Annotated in this window: 28 protein-coding genes; 22 read left to right on the top strand and 6 right to left on the bottom strand. The window is 57.7% G+C overall.

The genetic code is table 11. The features are described from left to right. The first annotated feature begins 15 nt into the window (after positions 1-15). The 22 genes from K3819_RS19665 to K3819_RS19565 are packed head-to-tail and all read left to right on the top strand — an operon-like array spanning position 16 to position 15,971. Positions 16-477, top strand: coding sequence for a head completion/stabilization protein (locus tag K3819_RS19665; protein WP_221397784.1), 462 nt, complete (start codon positions 16-18; stop codon positions 475-477). Beyond that, positions 474-926, top strand: a complete 453-nt coding sequence (locus K3819_RS19660) for a phage tail protein (RefSeq protein ID WP_221397783.1) — start codon at positions 474-476, stop codon at positions 924-926. Before K3819_RS19665 ends, K3819_RS19660 begins: the two co-directional genes overlap by 4 nt. Next, entirely contained in the window at positions 913-1,596 is a 684-nt protein-coding gene (locus tag K3819_RS19655; protein ID WP_221397782.1) for a virion morphogenesis protein, read from the top strand. Before K3819_RS19660 ends, K3819_RS19655 begins: the two co-directional genes overlap by 14 nt. 11 nt (positions 1,597-1,607) lie before the next feature. Then, positions 1,608-2,723: a DUF2586 domain-containing protein gene (locus K3819_RS19650; RefSeq protein ID WP_221397781.1), complete on the top strand. Its 1,116-nt coding sequence runs from the start codon at positions 1,608-1,610 to the stop codon at positions 2,721-2,723. A 6-nt stretch (positions 2,724-2,729) separates the two neighbouring features. After that, positions 2,730-3,182 carry a phage protein gene (locus tag K3819_RS19645; RefSeq protein WP_221397780.1) on the top strand — a complete coding sequence of 151 codons (453 nt, stop codon included), beginning with the start codon at positions 2,730-2,732 and terminating at the stop codon, positions 3,180-3,182. Then, positions 3,182-3,394, top strand: a complete 213-nt coding sequence (locus tag K3819_RS19640) for a TraR/DksA C4-type zinc finger protein (RefSeq protein WP_085649261.1) — start codon at positions 3,182-3,184, stop codon at positions 3,392-3,394. The genes K3819_RS19645 and K3819_RS19640 overlap by 1 nt, the downstream gene beginning before the upstream one ends. Continuing rightward, positions 3,391-3,687: a hypothetical protein gene (locus tag K3819_RS19635; RefSeq protein ID WP_197869377.1), complete on the top strand. Its 297-nt coding sequence runs from the start codon at positions 3,391-3,393 to the stop codon at positions 3,685-3,687. Before K3819_RS19640 ends, K3819_RS19635 begins: the two co-directional genes overlap by 4 nt. Further along, a complete protein-coding gene (locus K3819_RS19630; RefSeq protein WP_221397779.1) occupies positions 3,684-4,217 on the top strand; it encodes a lysozyme in 534 nt (177 codons plus the stop codon). Before K3819_RS19635 ends, K3819_RS19630 begins: the two co-directional genes overlap by 4 nt. Further along, complete coding sequence (locus tag K3819_RS19625) at positions 4,217-4,732, top strand: lysis protein (protein ID WP_221399720.1); 516 nt, start codon at positions 4,217-4,219, stop codon at positions 4,730-4,732. The genes K3819_RS19630 and K3819_RS19625 overlap by 1 nt, the downstream gene beginning before the upstream one ends. Further along, positions 4,729-5,019, top strand: a complete 291-nt coding sequence (locus K3819_RS19620; protein WP_221397778.1) for a putative phage tail assembly chaperone — start codon at positions 4,729-4,731, stop codon at positions 5,017-5,019. Before K3819_RS19625 ends, K3819_RS19620 begins: the two co-directional genes overlap by 4 nt. Before the next feature lie 23 nt (positions 5,020-5,042). Beyond that, complete coding sequence (locus K3819_RS29735; protein ID WP_047293149.1) at positions 5,043-5,183, top strand: DUF6890 family protein; 141 nt, start codon at positions 5,043-5,045, stop codon at positions 5,181-5,183. Between the two features lie 5 nt (positions 5,184-5,188). Beyond that, positions 5,189-7,174 (top strand): phage tail tape measure protein, encoded by a 1,986-nt coding sequence (locus K3819_RS19615; protein ID WP_221397777.1) that lies wholly within the window; start codon positions 5,189-5,191, stop codon positions 7,172-7,174. Then, a complete protein-coding gene (locus tag K3819_RS19610) occupies positions 7,171-7,488 on the top strand; it encodes a DUF2590 family protein (RefSeq protein ID WP_085649255.1) in 318 nt (105 codons plus the stop codon). The genes K3819_RS19615 and K3819_RS19610 overlap by 4 nt, the downstream gene beginning before the upstream one ends. Then, positions 7,485-8,657 (top strand): baseplate J/gp47 family protein, encoded by a 1,173-nt coding sequence (locus K3819_RS19605; RefSeq protein WP_221397776.1) that lies wholly within the window; start codon positions 7,485-7,487, stop codon positions 8,655-8,657. Before K3819_RS19610 ends, K3819_RS19605 begins: the two co-directional genes overlap by 4 nt. Then, on the top strand, positions 8,654-9,178 hold the full coding sequence (locus tag K3819_RS19600) for a phage tail protein (protein ID WP_085649253.1): 525 nt from the start codon (positions 8,654-8,656) through the stop codon (positions 9,176-9,178). The genes K3819_RS19605 and K3819_RS19600 overlap by 4 nt, the downstream gene beginning before the upstream one ends. 9 nt (positions 9,179-9,187) lie before the next feature. Then, complete coding sequence (locus tag K3819_RS19595) at positions 9,188-10,846, top strand: phage tail protein (RefSeq protein WP_221397775.1); 1,659 nt, start codon at positions 9,188-9,190, stop codon at positions 10,844-10,846. A gap of 8 nt (positions 10,847-10,854) precedes the next feature. Continuing rightward, on the top strand, positions 10,855-11,562 hold the full coding sequence (locus tag K3819_RS19590; protein ID WP_221397774.1) for a hypothetical protein: 708 nt from the start codon (positions 10,855-10,857) through the stop codon (positions 11,560-11,562). After that, entirely contained in the window at positions 11,559-12,482 is a 924-nt protein-coding gene (locus K3819_RS19585; RefSeq protein WP_221397773.1) for a hypothetical protein, read from the top strand. The genes K3819_RS19590 and K3819_RS19585 overlap by 4 nt, the downstream gene beginning before the upstream one ends. Beyond that, on the top strand, positions 12,479-13,024 hold the full coding sequence (locus K3819_RS19580) for a DNA-binding protein (protein ID WP_221397772.1): 546 nt from the start codon (positions 12,479-12,481) through the stop codon (positions 13,022-13,024). The genes K3819_RS19585 and K3819_RS19580 overlap by 4 nt, the downstream gene beginning before the upstream one ends. Next, a complete protein-coding gene (locus tag K3819_RS19575) occupies positions 13,021-13,707 on the top strand; it encodes a hypothetical protein (protein ID WP_221397771.1) in 687 nt (228 codons plus the stop codon). Before K3819_RS19580 ends, K3819_RS19575 begins: the two co-directional genes overlap by 4 nt. Before the next feature lie 52 nt (positions 13,708-13,759). Next, positions 13,760-14,986 carry a HEPN domain-containing protein gene (locus K3819_RS19570; protein WP_221397770.1) on the top strand — a complete coding sequence of 409 codons (1,227 nt, stop codon included), beginning with the start codon at positions 13,760-13,762 and terminating at the stop codon, positions 14,984-14,986. Positions 14,987-14,993: 7 nt separating this feature from the next. Then, positions 14,994-15,971: a hypothetical protein gene (locus tag K3819_RS19565; RefSeq protein WP_221397769.1), complete on the top strand. Its 978-nt coding sequence runs from the start codon at positions 14,994-14,996 to the stop codon at positions 15,969-15,971. A 261-nt stretch (positions 15,972-16,232) separates the two neighbouring features. Here the strand turns inward: K3819_RS19565 and K3819_RS19560 are convergent, their stop codons facing one another. The 6 genes from K3819_RS19560 to K3819_RS19540 all read right to left on the bottom strand — a co-directional run bounded on the left by K3819_RS19560 (position 16,233) and on the right by K3819_RS19540 (position 20,069). Further along, positions 16,233-16,988, bottom strand: a complete 756-nt coding sequence (locus K3819_RS19560) for a hypothetical protein (RefSeq protein WP_221397768.1) — start codon at positions 16,986-16,988, stop codon at positions 16,233-16,235. 32 nt (positions 16,989-17,020) lie between these two features. Then, positions 17,021-17,317, bottom strand: coding sequence for a hypothetical protein (locus K3819_RS29520; protein ID WP_260328945.1), 297 nt, complete (start codon positions 17,315-17,317; stop codon positions 17,021-17,023). A gap of 10 nt (positions 17,318-17,327) precedes the next feature. Then, complete coding sequence (locus K3819_RS19555; protein ID WP_260328944.1) at positions 17,328-17,516, bottom strand: hypothetical protein; 189 nt, start codon at positions 17,514-17,516, stop codon at positions 17,328-17,330. An 815-nt stretch (positions 17,517-18,331) separates the two neighbouring features. Further along, a complete protein-coding gene (locus K3819_RS19550; RefSeq protein ID WP_221397766.1) occupies positions 18,332-18,733 on the bottom strand; it encodes a hypothetical protein in 402 nt (133 codons plus the stop codon). A gap of 17 nt (positions 18,734-18,750) precedes the next feature. Next, positions 18,751-19,545, bottom strand: a complete 795-nt coding sequence (locus K3819_RS19545) for a hypothetical protein (RefSeq protein WP_221397765.1) — start codon at positions 19,543-19,545, stop codon at positions 18,751-18,753. Positions 19,546-19,847: 302 nt separating this feature from the next. Further along, positions 19,848-20,069, bottom strand: a complete 222-nt coding sequence (locus K3819_RS19540) for a hypothetical protein (protein ID WP_221397764.1) — start codon at positions 20,067-20,069, stop codon at positions 19,848-19,850. Positions 20,070-20,489 lie beyond the last annotated feature (420 nt).

The raw sequence follows: 20,489 nt of genomic DNA, 5'->3' as shown, positions 1-20,489 counted from the left end.
TTCGAGCGGTCAGCAATGAGCTTTTCCGGGAAACCCACCACTGTTGTGGAACAGGCGATCGAGAACGACGGCTTTTGGCCGAACCTCTCCGTGGCCGAATTCCAGAAGGGTTATCGCCTTCCGGCGGAGTTCCTGGGCGACCTGCTGACCGACGCTTTGTTTATCGCGATGGCCGAGGTCAATACCGACCTGGCCAAGCTCAAAACCAGCTGGCTTGCAGCAGGCATCGTCGCCGTGGAAACAGCCGATCCGATGCTGCTGCCTGAGCGTGCATTCAAAGCCAAGCTGTACAAGCGCGCCGTGTATTGCCGCGCCAAGGCCAGCGCCCTGCAGCAGTTCGCGACTGTGACCCGCCGCGAGAGCGCCGAGAACACCGGCAAGGAAGCGCCGGAGCGTGAAGACACGTTTCTGGCATTCAGTCAGCAGGCTGTGCGCGCCCTGCAGGGCCGTGGCCGCATCACGGCGAAATTGCTATGACCAAGCTGCAGGCGTTGACCGCCTACCTGCTGGAGCGCCGCCTGGTCGAGCCTGAACAGCTCGACAGCTGGACGGAGCAGGTCAAGCTGTCGCTGATCTGGAAACCCGACGTCGACGGCATGCACTTTGCCGACATGCACTATCGCGCCGTGATTGTCCTGGAGCGTTTCGCCGCCAATCCGGCCCGCATGATGGCCCTGGTGGGCAGTTGGCTGGAGACTCACGACGCCGACCGCGACCGCCACGAACTGCCGGCGCCGGAATTCTCCGTGGAGCCCCTGGACAGCGATCTGTTCGACGTGGAAGTCACGCTGGAATTCGTCGAGCCGCAGTATCTCTCCGAAGAACCGGACGGCGAGATCCAAGCCTTCGGCAAGACCTGGGCGTTCATCCCGTTTGACCTGTGGGTCGCTGAGCGCGGCGAGGTGGCCACCAGTGGCGGGGCGTAGCACGTTCGAACTCGATGTCCGGGGACGCCTGGGCGTGCGTGAGCAACTGGCCTTGCTGGCTTTGCCGCCGCAATTGCGCCGGCGTTTGCTGAACCAGGTGACCAAGCGTGTACGGACGATGAGCCGCAAGCGTCAGCGCGCCCAGCAGAACCTGGACGGTTCGGCGTTCGCCCCGCGCCAGGGCGAGAGCAAGGGCAAAAAGAAGATGGAAGCCGGCCTGGCCAAGCTGATGGTGGTCACCCGCGTGACCGCTGATGAAGCGGAATTGGGCTGGAAAAACGCTCTGACCCGATGGGTCGCCGCCCAGCAGCACTACGGCGTCAGCGAGCGCCGCACCGCCGCGCAGATGCGCCGCTGGAACAAAACCCCGCCAGGCCTGGCTGCCACTGAGAAACAGGCAAAGCGCCTGCGCCGGTTGGGCTTCCGCGTGCGTCAGGCCGGCAAAAAGACCCTGACCAGGCCGTCGGTGGCGTGGATTCAAGAGCATGTGAACTACGCCAAGGCCGGCCTGCTGATTCGCATCCTGGACGACCAGCGCAGCGAGTCGTCGGGCGCGCAGAGCTGGGAAATCACGCTCCCGAAACGCCAGTTCATCGGCGCCGAAACCGAACGCGACACCGACCTGCTGATTAGCCAGGTGTTGCAACAAATCCTAACTTCACCCCGCTAACGAGGCACTGCATGGCACTCGGTCAAGTCACCGTCGACAATCTCAACCTGGGCCAGGGGCCTGTGAGCGAGATTGAGCGTTACTTTCTTTTCATCGGCCCCGCCGGCAAGAACGTCGGCCAGATTCTGCCGCTGAACACGGACAGCGATCTGGACGCCGAACTGGGCGTTCTGGCTAGCGACCTGAAAACCCAAATCACCGCTGCCCGTCTCAACGGTGGCCAGCGCTGGGCATGTGTTGCGGCTCCGATCGGCGCCGAGGGCAAATGGGACGAGGCGTTGGAAAAGGCCCAGCAGCAGGGCTATTCCGTGGAAGCCGTGGTGATTACCAAGCCGGTAACCTCTGCTGCCGAACTTTCTGCCATGCATGACGCGGCGATCGCGCTGAACAACACCTACGGGCGTCGCGTGTTCGTCATGGCGTCCGCGCCTGGCGTCACCGCCGAACAGACCTGGGCGCAGTACGTCAGCGAGCGCAAAGCGCTGTTGGCCAACCTCGCCGCGCCGCGTGTGTTGGTCGTACCGCAGCTGCACGGCAATGACCTGGGCGTGCTGGCCGGTCGCCTGGCCAACGCATCCGTGAGCATCGCTGATAGCCCGATGCGCGTGGCCACCGGTGCCGTGCTGGGGCTTGGCCCTGTTCCGATCGATGGCGAAAAAGTCCCGTTGACCTCGGCGGTGCGCAGTGAACTGGATCGGGCGCGCTACTCGGTTTCACAGACCTATCCGGATTACCCGGGCGTGTACTGGGGCGACGGCAACATGCTGGACACCCCCGGCAGTGACTTTCAAGTCGTGGAGTACCTGCGCATCACCGACAAGGCCGCTCGCCTGATCCGGGCGCTGCTGATCCGTCGCGTGGCCGATCGTCGTTTGAACAACACCCCCAACAGCATGGCGGTCAACACCAACCAGTTGATGGCGCCGCTGCGCGCCATGGCGAAGTCCATCACGTTCGCGGGTCAGGTATTCCCTGGCGATATCGAGCCACCGAAAGACGGCGACCTGGTGCTGACCTGGCTGAGCAAAACCAAGGTGGTCGCCTACTTCAAGCTCAAACCCCTCAACTGCCCGAAAGACCTGACCGCGAACATCGCCCTGGATCTTTCCACCGACAAAACGGAGTAACGCCCCATGGCAAAGATTGGCGGCAAGAACTTTGACGTAAACCTGGGCGACATCGCGCTGCACGTCGAAAGCTGCACCCTGGACATTACCGACAACTCGGCAGTGGCCCAAACCCGGGGCGTGCCAGACGGCACCGTGGACGGTGACGTGGCCGCTGCCGGCGAATTCGAGCTGGATACCACCAATTTCAATCTGCTGATCGACGCGGCGCGATCGGCGGGCAGCTTTCGAGGCCTCAAGCCGTTCGATGCGGTGTTCTTTGCCAAGGCCGGCGAGGATGAAGAAATGCGCGTGGAAGCGTTCGGTTGCCGGGTGAAGGTCTCCAGCCTGCTGTCGATCGATCCCAAGGGCGGCGAGAAGAGCAAATACAAGGTTCCGTTCGACGTCACCAGCCCGGATTTCATCCGCATCAACGGCGTTCCGTACCTGGCCGCTGCTGAAACCGAGGGGCTGCGCTGATGGTGGACTGGTTCGACCGCGCCCAGGAGCTGGAGCAACGCCAACGCGACCAGGCGATCAAGGCCCAGCTGAGCAAGGCTGTGCCGGTCGGGCCGAGCCTGACCCATTGCCAGGACTGCGACAAACCAATCCCGCCGGCGCGCCAGGCGCACGGCGGCATAACCCGGTGCGTCCCGTGCCAGACGGACGTCGAGAAGAGTAAACGCCGATGACCACTGACGCCTTGCGCCTCGGAGCGCTGGAACAGAAATTCGCTGTCTTCGAACACCGGCTGGGCGAGCTGGAAGACCGCCACGAAACCGTCCCGACCCGTGTCACGAAGCTGGAGCAGGGTTTCGAACACATGGCGGGCCAGCTGTCGGAACTCAACGCCGGCCAGCAGACGCTGACCGTTGCGGTGAATGACATCGGCGCCAAAGTTGGCCGCTTGCTGACCATCCTGACGCTGGTTGGCGCCGTGCTGCAGATGGTCGTGCCGGCACTGCTGCGCGTGTGGTTCCCATGAGCCTGCGCGGGCGGATAGCCGCCGGTTTGATCGCGCTGGCCAGCACGCCGCTGGTGATCTTCCTGGGCACCTGGGAAGGCAACGGCCAGAACACCGTTTACGCGGACAAGCTCGCCGGCGGACTGCCCACGGTTTGCAAAGGCATCACCCGGTTTACCAGCCCGTACCCGGTCGTGGTCGGCGACTACTGGTCGCCCGCCAAGTGCGCCGAGGTGGAGCAGCTGGTGATCCGCAAAACGCAGCTGCATCTGGCCGAGTGCATCACGAACCCGAACGTGGGCCAGAACACGCTCGACGCCCTCACCAGTCATGGCCACAACTTCGGCGTGACCAGCACCTGCGCCAGTCGATCGGTCGCGCTTATCAACGCCGGTCGCATTGCCGAGGGCTGCAAAGCCCTGGCATGGGCACCGGACGGCAAGACGCCGGTATGGGCCTTTGTGACTGACGCCAAGGGCCAGAAGCGCTTTGTGCCGGGCCTGCACAACCGCCGGCTGGCCGAATCCCGGCTGTGTGCGGAGGGCTTGTGATTCTGCGCGAAGCCTTGTTCCTGGTCGTGCTGTGCCTGGTTGCCTGGATCGGTTTCGACGTACTCGAAGGCCAGCGCGACGAAGCCAGGCGCGAGCGCGACAGCGCGAAATGGGAGGCCAGCGGCCTGCGCGAAGCGGCACGCATCACCGGCGAAATGCTCGCCGAGCGGGACGCGATCGACCAACGAAACACCAAGGAATTGACCGATGCACGCACTGAAAACGAACGCCTGCGCCGCGCTGTTGGCGATGGCACTGGCCGGCTGTACGTCAGCGCCACCTGTCCCGCCTCCGGATCTGTGTCCGCCACCGCCGGCACCGCCCGCGTGGCTGATGCAGGACGCGCCGAACTCTCAGCAGACGCTCGACAGGATTATTTCACCCTCCGAGATCAACTCGCCCAAAGCCGGCAAATGATCGTCGGACTGCAGCAATACGTCCTTGGTGTTTGCCGGCGATCGCCGGCGCCCCAAGTCACCACTTTTCCCAACCTCAAAAAGAGCGATACCCCATGAGCCAGCAAAACACCGAAATCACCCTGGAAGTCGGCGAACAGGAATTCACCTTCAACCTGTCCCCGGCGGACGTGACCAAGTACTTCAACGCCCTGACCCAAACCAACAAGGTCGCCCCGGGCAACAACCTGTTGATGACCACCGTCAAGCAAGAGGAAAAGGCCACGCTGAAACCGCTGCTGGCCAACCCGGTGATGGTGATGCAGCTGGCCGGCGCGTTGCTGGAGGAATACGCGCCCAACGTTGAGGTGATCGTAAAAAAGCGCTCGAGCACGCTGAGCGCCTGAGCGAAAACGGCCTGGGCCAGTTGATGGCCCTGACGAACCGCTGGCTACCTGGTGCCGAACCCACGCCCGAGGCGATGGGGACGGCCAAGTGGTTGGAGGACGAACACTGGAGACGCATGGAATTTGCCGTGGCTAGCGGCATCGCCCTTGCGCTGAACGGGTAACGACATTGGCAGACCGTAGCGCCAGCCTGGCTTTCATTCTCAGCTTGCAGGACAAGGTCACCGCGCCCCTGGGCAAGGTGAAAATGGGCTTTTCCGAGCTTGCCGATCAAAGTGAAAAGCACATTAAGACGATCGGCCTGGGCCTCGGTGGGCTGACGGCGGGCGTGGTCGCCATTCGCGAATCCATGGAGCCGGCGCTGGAAGTCAATCGCGCCCTGGGCGACGTCCGATCGCTGGGCGTGGCCGAGGACGCGCTGTCGGCGCTCAACAGCAAATCGCTGGAGTTCGCGGTGAACTACGGCGAGAACGCCAAGGACTTTGTGGCATCGGCGTACCTGATCGAGGGCGCCATTAAGGGCCTTGCCGGCAACCAGCTGGCGACCTTCACCAACACCAGCAACCTGCTAGCCAAGGCCACCAAGACCGACGCCGAAACCATGGGTGAATACGTCGGCACGCTCTACAACCTGCAGAAGTCCCAAGCCGATGCGATGGGGAAGGGCGCGTGGGTCGAAAAGCTCGGCGGCCAGACGGCGCTGGCGGTGCAGCTGTTCCGCACCAGCGGCGCGGCCATGAAAGACGCCTTCAAGGAAGCCGGGGCGATCGCCACGACTTCCGGCGTCGACCTGGCTGAACAGATGGCGGTGATCGGCACGCTGAGCAGCACTATGGAGGGCGGCGACGCCGGCGGACGCTATAAAGCGTTTTTCGAGAACATCGGCGCCGCCTCCGAAAAGCTCGGCATGAAGTTCACCGACCAGCAGGGCAAGTTGCTGCCGATGATGACCATCCTGGACAAGCTCCAGGGCAAGTTCGGCGACCTCACCAGCGCGTCGGCGGGTGCCAAGCTGATGGAGGCCTTCGGCGGCGAAGGCGCCCAGGTGATCGGCGCGCTGGCCAAGGATACCGATCGGCTGCGCAACGGCATCGAGCAGCTGGGCAAGGTGCGCGGGTTGGAGAACGCCGAGCAGATGGCCCGGGCGATGGTTGACCCGTGGCAACAGTGGGCGTCCCTGGTCGAAGTCATGCGAGTGGTGTTCGGTCAGGTGTTGATCCCGGTGCTGTCGCCGTTCATGGCCAAGATGGTGGACATCGGCAAAACGCTGGTGCGCTGGTCGCAGCTGTTCCCGAACATCACCCGGGTGATCGGCATCACCGCGCTGACGATCATGGGCATCGTCGCCGCGATGTCGGCGCTGACCATGGTGGTGGGCATTGCCCGCATGACCTGGCTGGGGATGCTGACCGTGTGGAAAGTCTTCCAACTGATGGGGCTGCGCACCGTCGCGGTGTTCATCCTGCAGAAGCTGGCCATCCTCGCTTACGTCGCCGTGATCTACACGCTGAGCGCCGGCCTGGCGCTGATTCGCGGCGCCATGATGCTGTGGCAGGGCGCGATCTGGCTGGTCAACGCGGCTCTGTTGGCCAACCCGGTGGTGTGGATCGTGGTCGGGATCGTCGCCCTGGTGGCGGTCATTGTGGCGGCGGTCTACTTCTGGAAGGAGTGGACGAGCGCCCTGATGAACACGGCCGCGTTCCAGTTCATCGCCGACAAGCTCCAGAAGCTGTCCGACTGGTTTAACTCCATGGGCGGCTGGTCGGGCATGGCCAAGGCCGCGTGGGACAGCATCGTCGGCATTTTCACGAAGGCCGTTAACGGCGTGATTGAGCTGCTGAACAGCATCCCGGGCGTGAACATCGAAGCGCGTTTTGGCGGCATGCCCGAAGTGCCAGGCGTCGATGCCGCGACCAACGCCGCCGACACCGCCAACGCCGCGCAGAAAGCCCAGCAGACCATCAATGCGGCCATTCCAAGCCTGTCGCCGGCGCGTCCGTCTGCCGTGCCGCCGGGTGGCCTGCTGACCAGCATTCAGAACAACAACAGCAGCCAGAGCAAGGGCACCCATGTGGAGAACGTGACCATCAACACCGGTAAGCCGATGACCCCGCTGGAGATGGAAAACATGGTCGCCATGGCGGTAGGCGGATGAGCGAGTACGTGGATCTGCTCATCGTCGACAACGACATGGCGCTGGATCTGTCGCACCAGCCGCTGCTGGTCGACGACCGTGCCTGTATCGCCCAGGACATCGCCCACATGATCCGCGACAGCGGGCTGTTGGTGACGCTGGTGGCCGAGCGTGATCGCCTGCGTCAGCGCGACTGCATCCAGCAGATGGAACTGCTGGTTGAAGAAGATGTGCGCCTGGTGCCGGGAACGGCGCGCATCACTCAGCAGGCGCCAGGTGTGTACCTGGTAACCGCCAAAACCATCAAATTCGGATCGATCGAGGTAAGTCTGTGAGCGTCGATTTTAAAAAGGTGATCGCCGATGCCGGCATCCCGACCACTGAGGCGGCGTTGAAGGCTGAGTGGGAAAAGGAAGTTGAAGCCCAGGGCGCGAAAGTGGCCAACACCAGCAGTTATTCGCCGTTCTGGCGGGTGATGACCGCGCTGGTGACCAAGCCGTTTTTGTGGCTGCTGGATTTCCTGTGCATGACCGTGCTGCCCAACTTCTTCGTGAAAACGGCGGTTGACGCCTGGCTGGATACGCTGGCCTGGGCAGTGAACGTCGAGCGCAAGGGTGCGACCAAGGCCCAGGGAAAACTGCTGTTCACTCGGGCCATTCCGGACGGCGTGCTGGAGTTGGAAAAGGGGATCGTGGTGCAGTCTGCCGCGATCAATGGCAACGTCTACAAACTGGTTACCACGGCGTCGGCGACGTTCCAGCAGGGCCAGCTGCAGTTGGACGTTCCCGTGGAGGCAGTCGAGGCCGGCAGTGGCTTCAACCTGGCGCCGGGGTACTACGCGATCCTGCCGGTGCCGATCCCTGGCATTGTCCAGGTGGTGAACAAAGACGGTTGGCTGGAATCCCCAGGTGCAGATCCGGAACCCAACGACCAGTTGCGTCTGCGCGTGCGTAACCAGTTCTCGGCGGTCAACCAGTGGCACACCGACGCGGTGTATCGCGCCATGATTTCCGCCTTCCCGGGCGTGCGGCCGGATGGTGTGTATTTCGAACACGGCGCGCCCCGTGGCCCGGGCAGTGCCAATGCCTACATCCTTTTCGATGCGGGTGTGCCGGCGGACGCCTACCTGCAGCAGATCAATGCGCACATCCGCGACCAGGGCAACCATGGCCACGGCGACGATCTGATGGCCATGGTCATGCCCGAAGTCCCGGCGACCGTGACGCTGTGGCTGTGGCCCAAGCCCAACTTAGGCGCCGAGCGGATCGCCGCCCTGGTGAAAGAGGTGGAACTGTTCGTGCGGGCTGCTTTTCGCGAAAGCACCGCGACGGACTACCAGCCGACGCTGACCTATCCGCAATCGCGTTTCAGCTACAGCCGGCTCAGTGAAGAGATTCACCAGCAGTTCGAGGACATCGCGTCCCTGCGGTTTCTGCCCGGTCAGGACATCATCAGCGGGCTGAACATTCCGCGCCTGGGCCAGTTGCAGGTGACGGCGCAATGACCAAGCTCAAGTTGCCTTTCTGGCTCGGCGGCACCGAGCTGTCGAAGTTACTGGCCGCTGCACAGTCCTGGTGGGAAACCGTCACCAGCTGGTTGCGCTGGCCTTACCTGCAGATCGATCCCGACACCTGCCACCTGGCCATTCTGGAACTGTGGGCCTGGCAGCGTGACGTGACGCGCTTCACCGGTGAACCGGAAGCCCTTTTCCGCCTGCGCGTGAAATTCGCCTTCATCAACTCAGTGGACGCCGGCAGCACTGCCGGCATGAAGCGCATTTTCGAGCGCCTGGGCGTCGGCTACGTCGAGATCGAGGAACGCCAGCCCGGGCGTGACTGGGACGTGGTGCTGCTCAAGTTCAGCAACGCGCAGCTGTCCCTCAATCCGGAGTTGTTGCGTGTGCTGATCCAGCAGTACGGCCGCACCTGCCGGCGCTATGACTTCGTGACCATTACCCCCGTGGGCCTGCAAATCGGCCTGATCGACTTCAACGACGACCAGCAGACGCTGGTCGCCAGCCTGTAGGAGCGCACCGTGAGCGCCAGTATCACTTTGGCCGGCGAAAGCCAGATCGCCCTGAAACAAAGTCAGAAAAAGCCCCTGGTTGTGACGAAATTCATCTTCGCCAACGTGCCCGGGCTTGATCCCGAAACGCCGGTGGATCGCGCCGCTGGCAAGCCGCCGGCGGGCCAGATTGTCCAGGTCTACGACATCCCCGAGGAAAACCGGGGATTTGTGAATCCGAACCAAGTTGTCTACAGCGCCCAGCTCGGTTCCGACATCGGCGACTGGGACTTCAATTGGGTCGGCCTCGAGGACGCGGACGGCCTGCTGTTTGCCGTCTCCTACGTCCCGCTGCAGCAGAAGCGCAAGAACATCCCGCCGCTGCAGATCGGCAACAACGTCACGCGCAACTTTCTGGTGGCGTTCGACGGCGCCCAGGCGCTGACCGGCGTCATGATCGATGCCAGCACCTGGCAGCATGACTTCACCGTGCGTTTAGCGGGTATTGATGAGCGTGAGCGACTGAGCAACCGCAACCTGTATGGCCGGGCGTTCTTTTTCAGCAACTCGCTGATCTTCGAGAAAGTGGAATCCGGCTACCAGATCAACGGCGGTACCGCCTATGTCGAAGGCATCCGCGTGGCGATCGCCAAATCCGAAGCGGTCACCGGTGTTATTCCGGTAGGCAAAGTTTGGCTTGACGTATGTCTGGAGCGTCGCTTGAACGATCGGGTGGCCGCTTGGAAAGTGGTGTTCGGCGATCAGACGGACTACACCGATGCCGCCGGCGTGCGTCATTACTGTGTGCCGTTGGCTGACTTCATTTCATCCAGCAACATCGTGGATTTGCGGGACGCTGAGCCGGTCGGTGGCGCATTGGTCAAATATTTCGCGTCGCGTACTGGTGATTATCCGTTGCTGCGCGCCCGTGGCACGACCAAAGAAGACGTGGATCTGGGCAACCTGCCCAACGCCAAGAGCGATGATCCGACCACCAACAGCAGCGACATCCTTGCCACCACGGCCGCGTTGAACAAGCTGCAGAAGCAGGTCGACGACTCGATGACCGGCATGGTGGCAGCGTTTGCAATGACTGCTGCCCCGCCGGGATGGCTGAAATGCAACGGTGCGGCGGTGTCGCGCACGGCCTATCCGCGGCTGTTTGGATGGTTAGGTACGCACTACGGCGCCGGCGACGGAACAACCACGTTCAACTTGCCTGATATGCGCGGCCTGTTCCCTCGCGGCTGGGACGACGGGCGCGGCCTCGACCCGGGTCGGGCGTTCGGTGTCTATCAGGACATGATGATCCACTCCCACGCCCACACCGCCTCGGCCGCAGCGGTCGGTGACCACCAGCACGGCGCATGGTCTGACGCTCAGGGTAACCACGCGCACCGGGCTTGGACTGATGCGCAAGGGGGACACGCCCACACCGCGCCCAGTTCGCCAGGTATTGGCCAGGGCGCTGGCGGCCTCAACTCTGTACAGCAATCAGGTGGCGCTCACGAAACGTCATGGGCTGGGCACCACCAGCATGCCATCGGAATGGATGTTGTTGGTCTGCACGCTCACAACATCAGTGTGGGCGCCGGCGGCTCACACACCCACGGCGTGACAGTGGCCGCCGCCGGTGGCGTTGAAACCCGGCCCAGGAACTTGGCCCTTTTCTACTGCATCAAGTATTGAGATCGAGCATGACTGAAAAACTTGTCTATCAGACGAACCACCTGGGCATCCTGGTCGGCGCTGTGAGGGCCGATGAATCGCCGCTGGAGCCTGGCGTGTACATGATCCCGGGCGGCTGTGTGGAGACACCGCCGCCGCAGATCCCCGAACATAAAGCGGCCTGGTGGAACGGCAAGGCTTGGCAGTTGGTGGACTATTTCGGCGGCGTTGTGGTGTACAACACCGCGACCGGCGAGCCTCGAATTCTGGAAGGCTTCGAACCGGTGCCGGCAGGCTTCACCATGAAAAAGCCGGGGCCGAACCAGATCTGGAAGAACGGCGAATGGGTTGACGACATCGATGCCGTGCTGACCGCACTTCGGGACAAAAAACTGCAGGCGATCGCCGCCGACTGTGCGGCGTACATCGCCGGCGGATTCAACTCCAGCTCCTTGGGCGAGGTGTACCGCTACAGCAGTGCGATCGATGACCAGGTGAACCTGAACGGTCAGGTGTTGCTGGGTATGGACGACACTTATCCATGCTACGACGCCGACCAGGTGCTGGCTTTCAGACCGCACACAATCGCCCAACTGCAGAAGGTCAGTCATGACCTGGTGCGGTTTCGCCAGGCGGCGCAGCAACAGGCCGAGACGCTGCGTCAGGCAGTAGCCGGCGCGCTGAAAGACAAAGACCTCAAGGCGATGAAAGCCATCACCTGGACACCGCCGGCATGACTTGGGCACCGGTGACGATGCGCTGGCCGGAGCAGGCCACGCAGTGGATGGGTGGGCTGTCCGCCGCCAAGGATCTGGCCACGGTTGAGTTGGTCAGCACTGCCCAGCGAGTGGCAGGCCTGGAAGGTTTGGCCAGCACCAACCCGGGGCCGGTCGGCGATGCCGCAAAAGGCGCCATTGAAGCCGGTCGGGCGGCGCTGGCTGAACAGTTGGGCCAGGTGCCGGCGTGCCTGGTAGTGACGCCATTCCAGAGCGGCATCGGCCAGGGCACGGGCTACCAGCGTTTCCTGTCGGCGCCGAACGTCCTGGAACACCTGGCCAGAAAGTTGGAAGACGCGACCGACTCCGGGCGTCCGGCGGGGCCGCAATACGCGCTGTCGATTCTGTTCCTGGGCACGCGCCTGGAACAGTTGGCCAGTGGCCTGTCCCGATTCAACGCATTACTGCCGATTCCCGACCTGGTGCGCACGGAGCGGCGCGCCCAGCACCTGATGAAACTTGAGAGCGACAAGTGGGAGATCCCCGGCGCCGGCCCACTCCCGCGCTGGCAGACCCTGCCGCTGGAGCGCTGCACGGTGGTCAAGGCTGCGAAACAGTCCATGGCAGGCCAGTTGGCCGTGCTGGAGGGCTACGCCGCCGACAGTTCGCCGCTGGGCGATCTGGCAGCGCTGGCCGCTCGCAAAGTCGCCCAGCAACAGGGCCGAGATCAACAACTGGCCGACCTGAAAAACCTACTGGCCGAGGGCAATCCGGATGTCAGCATCCGCGCACGTCTGATCGGCCCCGGCAACTCCAGCGAGCTGCGTCAGGAGCTGCTGAGCGGCGACGCACCGGGGCATGAGTGGGTGCAGTGCGCGGGAATGCTGCTGGTCGGCACCAAGGAAGGTCTGAGTTTTGTACAGGAGCTGGTGGGCCTATGACGCTGTTACTCGACGGGCAAAAAGTCCAGGGGAAAAACCTCAAGGTCACCGGCAATCTTCGCATCGAAAGCGGTGACATGTCGGGGCAGACCAGCAACACCGACAAAGCGCACAAGGGGTTCAAGCCCAAGACGCTGGCCGTGTCGCTGATGATCCCCTTCGTTGATCGGGTGCAGTTGACTGATCTGATGCGCATGGCCGAAGCCACGGCGAGCGGCGGGGAGTTGCATCTGTACCGCGTCGTGAACGATACCGCCGAGGCGTTCGGTGTTCGCCAGGTGGAGTTCTCCGAAGGCGTTAGCGCCCGGGAGGCGGACAACCTGAAAGCCTGGCTGGTGCAATTCACCCTCAGCGAGCGCGAATCGAACCCGGAAAAGGTCGAGGGTCGGCGTGCCGGCAACAAGGTCGATGCCCAGGGCGCCCCGGGCAGCGCGATCGGTGAGGGCGGCAGTAACCCAGGTTCGAGCGACAACCCGGAACTGAGCGGCTTTGAAAAGGTGCTGGGCCGCGTCGACAAATGGCTGGGGAGTGAGCAGACGTGAAACTGCACAAGGTTCTGTCGATCAATGGCGCGCCTGTTCGCCTGGTCAAGGAAGACGTTCGGCTGGACGCCACCAGTCCAGGGCGGGCGAACTTCACCGTTCAGTCCGCTGAGCCGCTGAAAGGGTTGGTGACGCTGGATATCGGCTACAACGACCGCACGCTGCAGCGCCACTTCATCGGCTACGTCGAGCGTTGCACCGCCGCCAATGCCAAAGAGCAGCTGTTGTTTTGCCGTGAGCTGGCTGCTGTGCTGGCCAACCCGCTGCCGCTGAACCTGCGTCACGTCGATCTGCGCGCGGTGCTGGCTGTCATCAGCGAGCAGACGGGCCTGCGCTTTCGCGTTCCCGATCGGCCTTACGCCGGCGTGAAAGCACCGTACTTCTACAGTCTTGCTGCCGGATACCAGGCGATGGACAGCCTGGCCCGCGTGTTCAGTATTCCCGACTTCACCTGGCACCAGCTGGGCAACGGCGAAGTGTTCGCCGGCAGCTGGGCCGACAGTTTTTTTGGTTCCCGGGCGGCGCTGCAGATCCCCACGGAGCTGTTCGACGGCTACCAGGGCAACCAGAGCGCAATGGTCGCGGCCCTTCCTGGCCTGCGACCAGGTGCAACGATCAACGCTGGCGAACGTGTACAAAGGGTGTACTTAGATGGAGATCAAATGGCGCTTTGGTGGAGCTAGCGCACTTGTTTGGCGATGTCTACTCTACGCCCATTACTACCGGGAGCCAGCCATGAATAGACCGAAGGAAAATTTTTTTTGTGATGCGTTCAAGTGTTTCGTTTTGAATCCTGAAGTCCGAGCTCTTCATCCCAAGACATATTTTTTTGGTCGAGACGCTATAAGCATTACGAGTAGCGAAAATTTTTTGAAGTATGACGATGCTCTTGAGGGAATGTTGACAGGAGAGATCGGAGAGCGAATTTCCAAAAAGTTTCTCAGTGAGTTGGTCTCAAAGCGGGTTTATAGCTTTCTCAAAGAGTCTAAAGATGTCACCGATGGAGATGGTCGCAAATTCAAAGAGGAACTGAAGAATTTGCCCCTGCGTTCAATGCGAGTAATACGTGAGATATACGGCGCGAGCATCAATGACAGCCCTGAGGCACTAATGTTGGGGCGATTCAAATTCTACGACTGGAATAGGCATAAGCATTTAATTGCAGGTTTGGATGATGAAGAGTTTTCATTGGGGGTTGAAAGCTTGAATCATAATATTTTAATAGAGTGTGTTGTAAAGTGTCATGATCGACAAAAGGCTCAGGAGTTAGGGAATTATGAATTTCTCAAATTTGAAAACATAATACGTTTCTGGATTGGACGCAGATTATCTCAGTACCAAGTGGAGATTCTAGATTACAAAGGCTTTAGAACCCATACCACGTACATCGGTGAAGGCGAATCTTTAGGTTTTACTGTCGAAAGTCGGGGGACAAATAATCGATTTAATCTTTGCGCTAACTTACTTAGCGCACCTGGTGGTGCTATGAATCGCCTTATTAATTTAGAAGAAAAGACGGCGAATAATTTAGAGCGAAAGATACTTAAGAGCGTAGAGTGGTTGGGGCAAGCTTTAGCGGAGCAAAATGCAGCGAGTGCTTTCATTAAAACGTCGACCGCGCTTGAGGTTCTTTTTAGCAAGAGCAAGTCCGGTGTTATATCCTCTTCTTTGATGGCAACGTTTTCGGAAGCGTGCGCGCAAATTTTAGGTAATGATTCAGGATCATGCTTACTGGTTGAGCAGGAAATTAAGAATTTTTATGGAATTCGCTCCGCTGTTGTGCATTCGGGTAAAAGCGATGTCTCCATAAAGGAGTTGAATAAGTTTATTGCATATGTAAGGGATGTGATACTTAGATTGCTTGGTAGAAGGCCGTATTGTGATTTTAAATCTATCGATGAGCTGACGGATTACTTATCAAGGCTTAAGTATATGCATAAAATGGTAGTTGGGCCTAAGTGAGGTTTGAGTGAATAATTTGATAAGGCAAAGTGTAGAGCGGAGTTTTCCTGAACTAACGGGAGGTTACCATCTACCACGCTTTGCTCGCGTCATCGCCGTGGCCGATGCGCCGGAGACTGCTGGGATTTGTGATGACTTCCGTCCGCGATATGCCGTCGATATTGAAGTTCTTGGCGCCGATGACGAGCCAGATCCGGCCATGCCGACACTCGCTGGTGTTCCGTTGCCGCTGCCTACGGGGGGCGAGGACATGGGCTTTTATGCCTTTCCGGAGGAAGGCACGCGCGTGGTGGTTTGCTTCGCTTATGGGCTGCCGAACAAACCCTACATTCAGTCGATTCTGCCGCACGGTCTGAGCATGCCGAAGGTGCCGAAAGGCGACCAAGTGTGGCAGCACAGCGACACGGCACAGCAGCGCGTCGACGTGGACGGCAACTGGTTACGTCAGACCGATGGCAAGATCCGGGATCAAGCGATCGAGCGTGAGGTTGAAGCCCTGGACAACCGCGAGCAGTTCCAGAACCACACGCTGGCCGTCGACGACCATTCAACCGAATCAGTGGGTGGTGTGAAGACGATCGAGGCGCTGGGGGCGGTCAAACTGTTGTCGGGTGGGTCGGCGAGCTTTGCAGCGGTGGACGATCTTCACCAAGCGACGGGGCGGGATCTGAACCTGGTCGTAGGGCAGACGCTCAACACCACAGTGGGCGGCGATATGCAGGAGCGGATTGAGGGCTTGCGTCGGAGCGTGGCGTCGGTTAGCCAGAAGATGCTGGCACCCAAAAACTGGATTGGATCGGAAGACGTAAATTTATTCCGTATAGTCTGCGAGGTTCTGGATCTGTTGCAACAGATGAACAGTCAATTAGCCACCCACACACACTTACCCGGCCCAGTTCCAAGTCCAACAGACATTTCGCACTTCAATAGTTTCACTGCCAAATCGACGGAACTATTAGAAAAAATGACAACCATCACAATCTGAACAAGACACGATAAAGCAATCAATAGTAATCCATGCGCGCGATTGTCAGATTACTTAGCCTCGGGCAATACAGGAGGAACTGGCGTGTTAGCGTCAACATATTCACCAATTCTTGAACTTACGGACCCAAGTAGGTCACTAAGCTCTCGTGTGAGAGCTTTCAAACTATTGGCCTCATTTTTCATATCTAGATTGTGCGCTTCCTTTGCACAACGCCACTGAAAAACTCTCTGCCAATGGATTTGAAGCGCTGATTCGTTATTATAGCCTTCGCTTCGAATCTCGCTTTTCTTCATCAGCCTGGCGTATGGCGCTTCCTCTTGCGATAACTGAGTTCTTATTATTGTTGTTTAGCGTTGTTATCAATCCTCTGATCCGCATATGGATTCTCACAATGTCTGCGGCTATTTCAATTGGCGCACTGGCCAAATGAATAGATGCAGACTCGTAAATCGGAAACAAATTTTCGCCCAAAGGATAAGTCGCAATGTAAGCTTCATTATCCGGAACTTTATTTAACTCTACTGCATACTCTGCGTGGTAGATTTTCCAAGCTTCTATCAATTCAACGCGAACTAGCCTCAGCGTGCTTAAGGCTGCTGTTTGCTCGTTGTACTTTCTCAGTCTCTCTTCGTACTTCTGCATTTCCTGAGTATTGCTAATGGTGCGCGCAGTCTGTTCAGTCGAATGGAAACTGGCGGCAATCGCACCGAATGGAATTGCCATTGATAGCAATGCCAATGGAAATTTGCTTATTTTAATAAACTCTTCAAGCCCCTTGCTTGTTAAGCTAACACTGTAACCATTCCAAGCGATCAAACCAAAAGATATAAAAAGACAGCATGGAATTATTAAGCAAGCCCAAAATAGCTTCTGTTCTATGAGGCTTTCACCGGATGAAAACTTCCACGTTGTCTTCCACCTCTCTGCCAGCTTGCCTTTGCCCAAACAAGCGAGAAAAACGACTGGCAAGAACAATGGCAGCAAAACATGTAATGCTAAGTAAAAGTAGACCAATTCTTTTTACGTCCTTGAAGTTATGAGTCTGCTCATCCGAGCCGACACCACCACGATTGAGCGTATGCGCAACCATCGACGTACTCAATACCACTCAGCACGAAACCTGTAACGGCCATCCCTGCAAGTGTCGCATCGAGCAGCGGCGGTAAGGGGGCGGGGTCGAGCGGCATTCCTACCTCTATCCGCGCAACGTTGGCCGCCCGGCCCAATTCATGGCACTGGGTAGAACTGACCATGACATTCCCTCTTATCGCCGGAAAGCGCCTCCTTTCCTTCGGGTCCAACGCGACACCACGCAAACGCATAGGAGTGACCAGGACGTGCATGACGCCTCCCTTACTCGCCAGCGTCGAAATCAAGTAGCGATTCTATCGCGAAGGCCAAGGCCGCGTCGGCTAACTCCAGAAAGTCGCTGAGTTCATTAGCGTCGATCATATGCCCTTGGTGCAGGATGTTAGCTTGTTTGAGCAGCGCTTTGTGATGGGCACCGGGCATTGCAAGCAATGTCATCTCATCGCGCAACATAGCCTGCCACTCAGTTACCCCGCTTGATAGCGGTGTGACGGTTCCCGCAGATTCTCTACTCATCGGTGTGTTACCCAAATCAAACAACTGTATATGCAACCAGTATATCGATAGGTTAACAACTTCACACCTGCACGCCGACTGACGGCACTGGCCTAGCCGTGAGTGGCCGATCGGGTGACATCGAACAATCCCCGGTGAGAAAAAAATCGCTGAAAAAGCACTTATCCCCCTCCCGCCGGCGGGCTTCCATGCTGTGGTTTTTGAAATGGGTGGGGTTGATGCAAATCCGCGTCGCACTTAGGCCACCGTTGGGGTCTGTGGGGCAGAAAGTGATTTCACCAAGTGCAAAGGTGTGCAAGGAAGTGAAAGCGAATTGCGCCTAACTTCAACGAAGGCAGATAAGGTGCCACGGTTGGAGGTCTCGGTATTTGAGGGAGGTTAGCAAGAAAATACGTGTAAAAAGGAATTTTTATAACTTGAGTGCTTGCCTAAAAAGGATTTTTTTGAAGAGTTTCAACGAAGACGCCAATTGCCTAATAGACGCGTAGTACAAGGCTTGCGGAGTGTTTTGCGCGTTTCAAAATAGAGCAATGACGAGATGGCTATTTCCGGCAGGTTTAAGCGCCATGGAGCGGACACTTGACATGGAGTGCGTGCACAGCTGTGCTTATTGAGGATGAGAAAAATTGACGAGACCGAAAAAATTTGGCGATTCTCGAAGGTGGAATCGGCGGAACCCTTTAGAGCCCCGCGACTCGTATGAAGCGATTTGTTTGGTTTCTTAAGCGCAGGTATTGGCAACGAATAGAATGTTAAGCCACTGCCCCAAGACCGATAAGGTCCTGAAAAACCGACTTTGAAGTAATGATTGTAGAGACTGCATCAGCTTCGTGCACTTCTTCTGAAAGTCTGTAATCCGCTTTTACTCTCAGGCCGTGAAGTTGCAATAATTTTATGCTGACGCGCCGGAACTTGATAGTTTGTTCTCTCGTTTTGGCGAGGCCGATCGAGTAATAGTCAGAAACCTTTCGATGAGAACCGCCTGCGCAGGCAGAAAGTGGCGGCGTCAAAAGCGTATCGGCGTGGGCCAGGGCGCAATGATAAAGTCCATAATAGGCCCGACTTACTGCGTTGCGATACGTAATCTCTTCAGTGGAGCCCGAGGCCATCGCTCTATCAGCCTCTTCGATAAAACAATAATTATTAACAGGCATATGATTTCCGTATCAATTTAGGCTGCTGAAAGCTTGGTTTCAGTTGGAGAGTGCGAGGCATAGGTGAATACATGAATGATCTTATTCCAATAAGAAAACTCGATGTCTTCCGCTATGGCAGTTGCTAGATCATCGTTCATTATAGATAGCATTTCGCCGGAGCACTTAACGCGTAACTCTATGCATATGTAGTCATGTCCATCTGAATGAAGTGTGTTGACAATGCATTCAGTTGTTTTTAAACCATGCTTTAGTGTTACTTGTTCAGCTTTGCTGCAAGCGTGGGCATAACTTTCTTCATCAAGTCCCAGTTTTGCGAGATCGTCTTTGACTTCCAGTATGTTCGCTATTCTATACTCATCCATAATTGACTCGTCCTGAGTAGCCTTAAGATATGAATTCAACATTGCAGAAAATTCGGAAAACTTTCCTGCATATGAGACTAGTTCCGCAGCCTTCATGATAGTTGATCTGTCGGCCATATCTCTCTTGGCAGCTTCGAAATAGTTGTCGAGAGCTCGACTATAAAGTCCAAGATGTTTCAATGAGATAGCGAAGTTTTTATAAAAGAATGCCAACCTACCGCCGGCGTCGATAGAATGAACATGATATTCAATGGCTTTTTCAGCGTTCCCAGTAAGGGCATAGAAAACACCGAAGGCCATAAGGCCAACAGACAGTTCCTTGGATTTTAATGCTTCCAGATCGCGCTTAAATCTTGCGTCTTCGAAGGGGGACAGTTTCTCTCCGCTTTCCGCTAATCCATTTAAGCGGTTAATAATATCCACGGAAATTGTCTTCGGGATCGCCATAGCCTCTCCAAAAAGCGTCACCATCCAAGGTAACGGGAAAAATTACGCACAGGTTATCCACAGGATAATCACAGTGCAGGTGTCAATTACAGCCTTTTATGGCGTTATCCGTCAACACCGCTGGGCTGGGCCAATGCGTCTGAATCATGCCAAAAGGCTATCGGCACGAACCTATGTACCTGTAATCCATGACGTTTGCCCCCCATTACCGGATTTCGACACCACCGAACGGGCTTTGTCCTATTCGAGTTGCATGTCGCTTGGACGCCCGGCCTGTCAGAGCCCACACCGGGGCCGATTTTTTACGGCTGCTTCTTTTCGTTCACTGTTAGCCGTGCAATGCCTTGCTTTATGAAGCCAGCATTTTCGCCAATCCTTTCTAAAGCACAGCGAATATTTTCGCCTACGTCAGCCTGGCCCTGCTTCTCTACCAACAGTGTCAACTCCATCAACGCAGCTTCAAGCGCGAGCTGGTTTTCGTAGATTTTTTCGAGAACGACCGGGAGGGAGTATTCACTAGCCATGCCTTCGACTCCATTCGGAAAACAGGAAGCATAGCAGGGCATCGGAGGGGGACATTTCAGTTCGAGGCTGGGGAAAAGGTAATTTTGGTAAGTCGAATCGAAAAATTGGCTGCAGCCCTTATAGACCGTGGCTTTGACGTATTACCTTTGAAGGTAATATTTGGTAAGGCCGGAGGTAATATTTCACCAAGTGTCTGATTTTAAAGGGTTTCGTAGGTGGGTGAAATTACTAGGACTAAGGGTAATTTTCTAACCTCCTTCTTACCCTATTATTACCTTTGCTAAATTATTCTAACATACTGATTTTATTAGGTTTTTATGACAGAAAAAAAAGAAATTACCAAAATTACCTTTTCCCCAGGGGTCAACCTGAAAACGGAGTGAAGTACTGACGGGGCGATTCGCTGGCTTTCGTACGCG

This window comes from Pseudomonas sp. 3-2, assembly GCF_019710535.1.
Classification (GTDB): Bacteria; Pseudomonadota; Gammaproteobacteria; order Pseudomonadales; family Pseudomonadaceae; genus Aquipseudomonas; species Aquipseudomonas pharyngis.
This window is presented reverse-complemented; position numbering and strand designations above follow the sequence as displayed.

Bases quoted from the DNA above. Each gene is read 5' to 3' on its own strand.
- K3819_RS19645 (WP_221397780.1), top strand. From the start codon at position 2,730: ATGGCAAAGATTGGCGGCAAGAACTTTGACGTAAACCTGGGCGACATC.
- K3819_RS19610 (WP_085649255.1), top strand. From the start codon at position 7,171: ATGAGCGAGTACGTGGATCTGCTCATCGTCGACAACGACATGGCGCTG.
- K3819_RS19545 (WP_221397765.1), bottom strand. From the start codon at position 19,545: ATGGCGATCCCGAAGACAATTTCCGTGGATATTATTAACCGCTTAAAT.
- K3819_RS19650 (WP_221397781.1), top strand. From the start codon at position 1,608: ATGGCACTCGGTCAAGTCACCGTCGACAATCTCAACCTGGGCCAGGGG.
- K3819_RS19640 (WP_085649261.1), top strand. From the start codon at position 3,182: ATGGTGGACTGGTTCGACCGCGCCCAGGAGCTGGAGCAACGCCAACGC.
- K3819_RS19620 (WP_221397778.1), top strand. From the start codon at position 4,729: ATGAGCCAGCAAAACACCGAAATCACCCTGGAAGTCGGCGAACAGGAA.
- K3819_RS19660 (WP_221397783.1), top strand. From the start codon at position 474: ATGACCAAGCTGCAGGCGTTGACCGCCTACCTGCTGGAGCGCCGCCTG.
- K3819_RS19580 (WP_221397772.1), top strand. From the start codon at position 12,479: ATGACGCTGTTACTCGACGGGCAAAAAGTCCAGGGGAAAAACCTCAAG.
- K3819_RS19585 (WP_221397773.1), top strand. From the start codon at position 11,559: ATGACTTGGGCACCGGTGACGATGCGCTGGCCGGAGCAGGCCACGCAG.
- K3819_RS19550 (WP_221397766.1), bottom strand. From the start codon at position 18,733: ATGCCTGTTAATAATTATTGTTTTATCGAAGAGGCTGATAGAGCGATG.
- K3819_RS19630 (WP_221397779.1), top strand. From the start codon at position 3,684: ATGAGCCTGCGCGGGCGGATAGCCGCCGGTTTGATCGCGCTGGCCAGC.
- K3819_RS19600 (WP_085649253.1), top strand. From the start codon at position 8,654: ATGACCAAGCTCAAGTTGCCTTTCTGGCTCGGCGGCACCGAGCTGTCG.
- K3819_RS19590 (WP_221397774.1), top strand. From the start codon at position 10,855: ATGACTGAAAAACTTGTCTATCAGACGAACCACCTGGGCATCCTGGTC.
- K3819_RS19540 (WP_221397764.1), bottom strand. From the start codon at position 20,069: ATGGCTAGTGAATACTCCCTCCCGGTCGTTCTCGAAAAAATCTACGAA.
- K3819_RS19665 (WP_221397784.1), top strand. From the start codon at position 16: ATGAGCTTTTCCGGGAAACCCACCACTGTTGTGGAACAGGCGATCGAG.
- K3819_RS19570 (WP_221397770.1), top strand. From the start codon at position 13,760: ATGAATAGACCGAAGGAAAATTTTTTTTGTGATGCGTTCAAGTGTTTC.
- K3819_RS29520 (WP_260328945.1), bottom strand. From the start codon at position 17,317: ATGCACGTCCTGGTCACTCCTATGCGTTTGCGTGGTGTCGCGTTGGAC.
- K3819_RS19635 (WP_197869377.1), top strand. From the start codon at position 3,391: ATGACCACTGACGCCTTGCGCCTCGGAGCGCTGGAACAGAAATTCGCT.
- K3819_RS19555 (WP_260328944.1), bottom strand. From the start codon at position 17,516: ATGTTGCGCGATGAGATGACATTGCTTGCAATGCCCGGTGCCCATCAC.
- K3819_RS29735 (WP_047293149.1), top strand. From the start codon at position 5,043: ATGGCCCTGACGAACCGCTGGCTACCTGGTGCCGAACCCACGCCCGAG.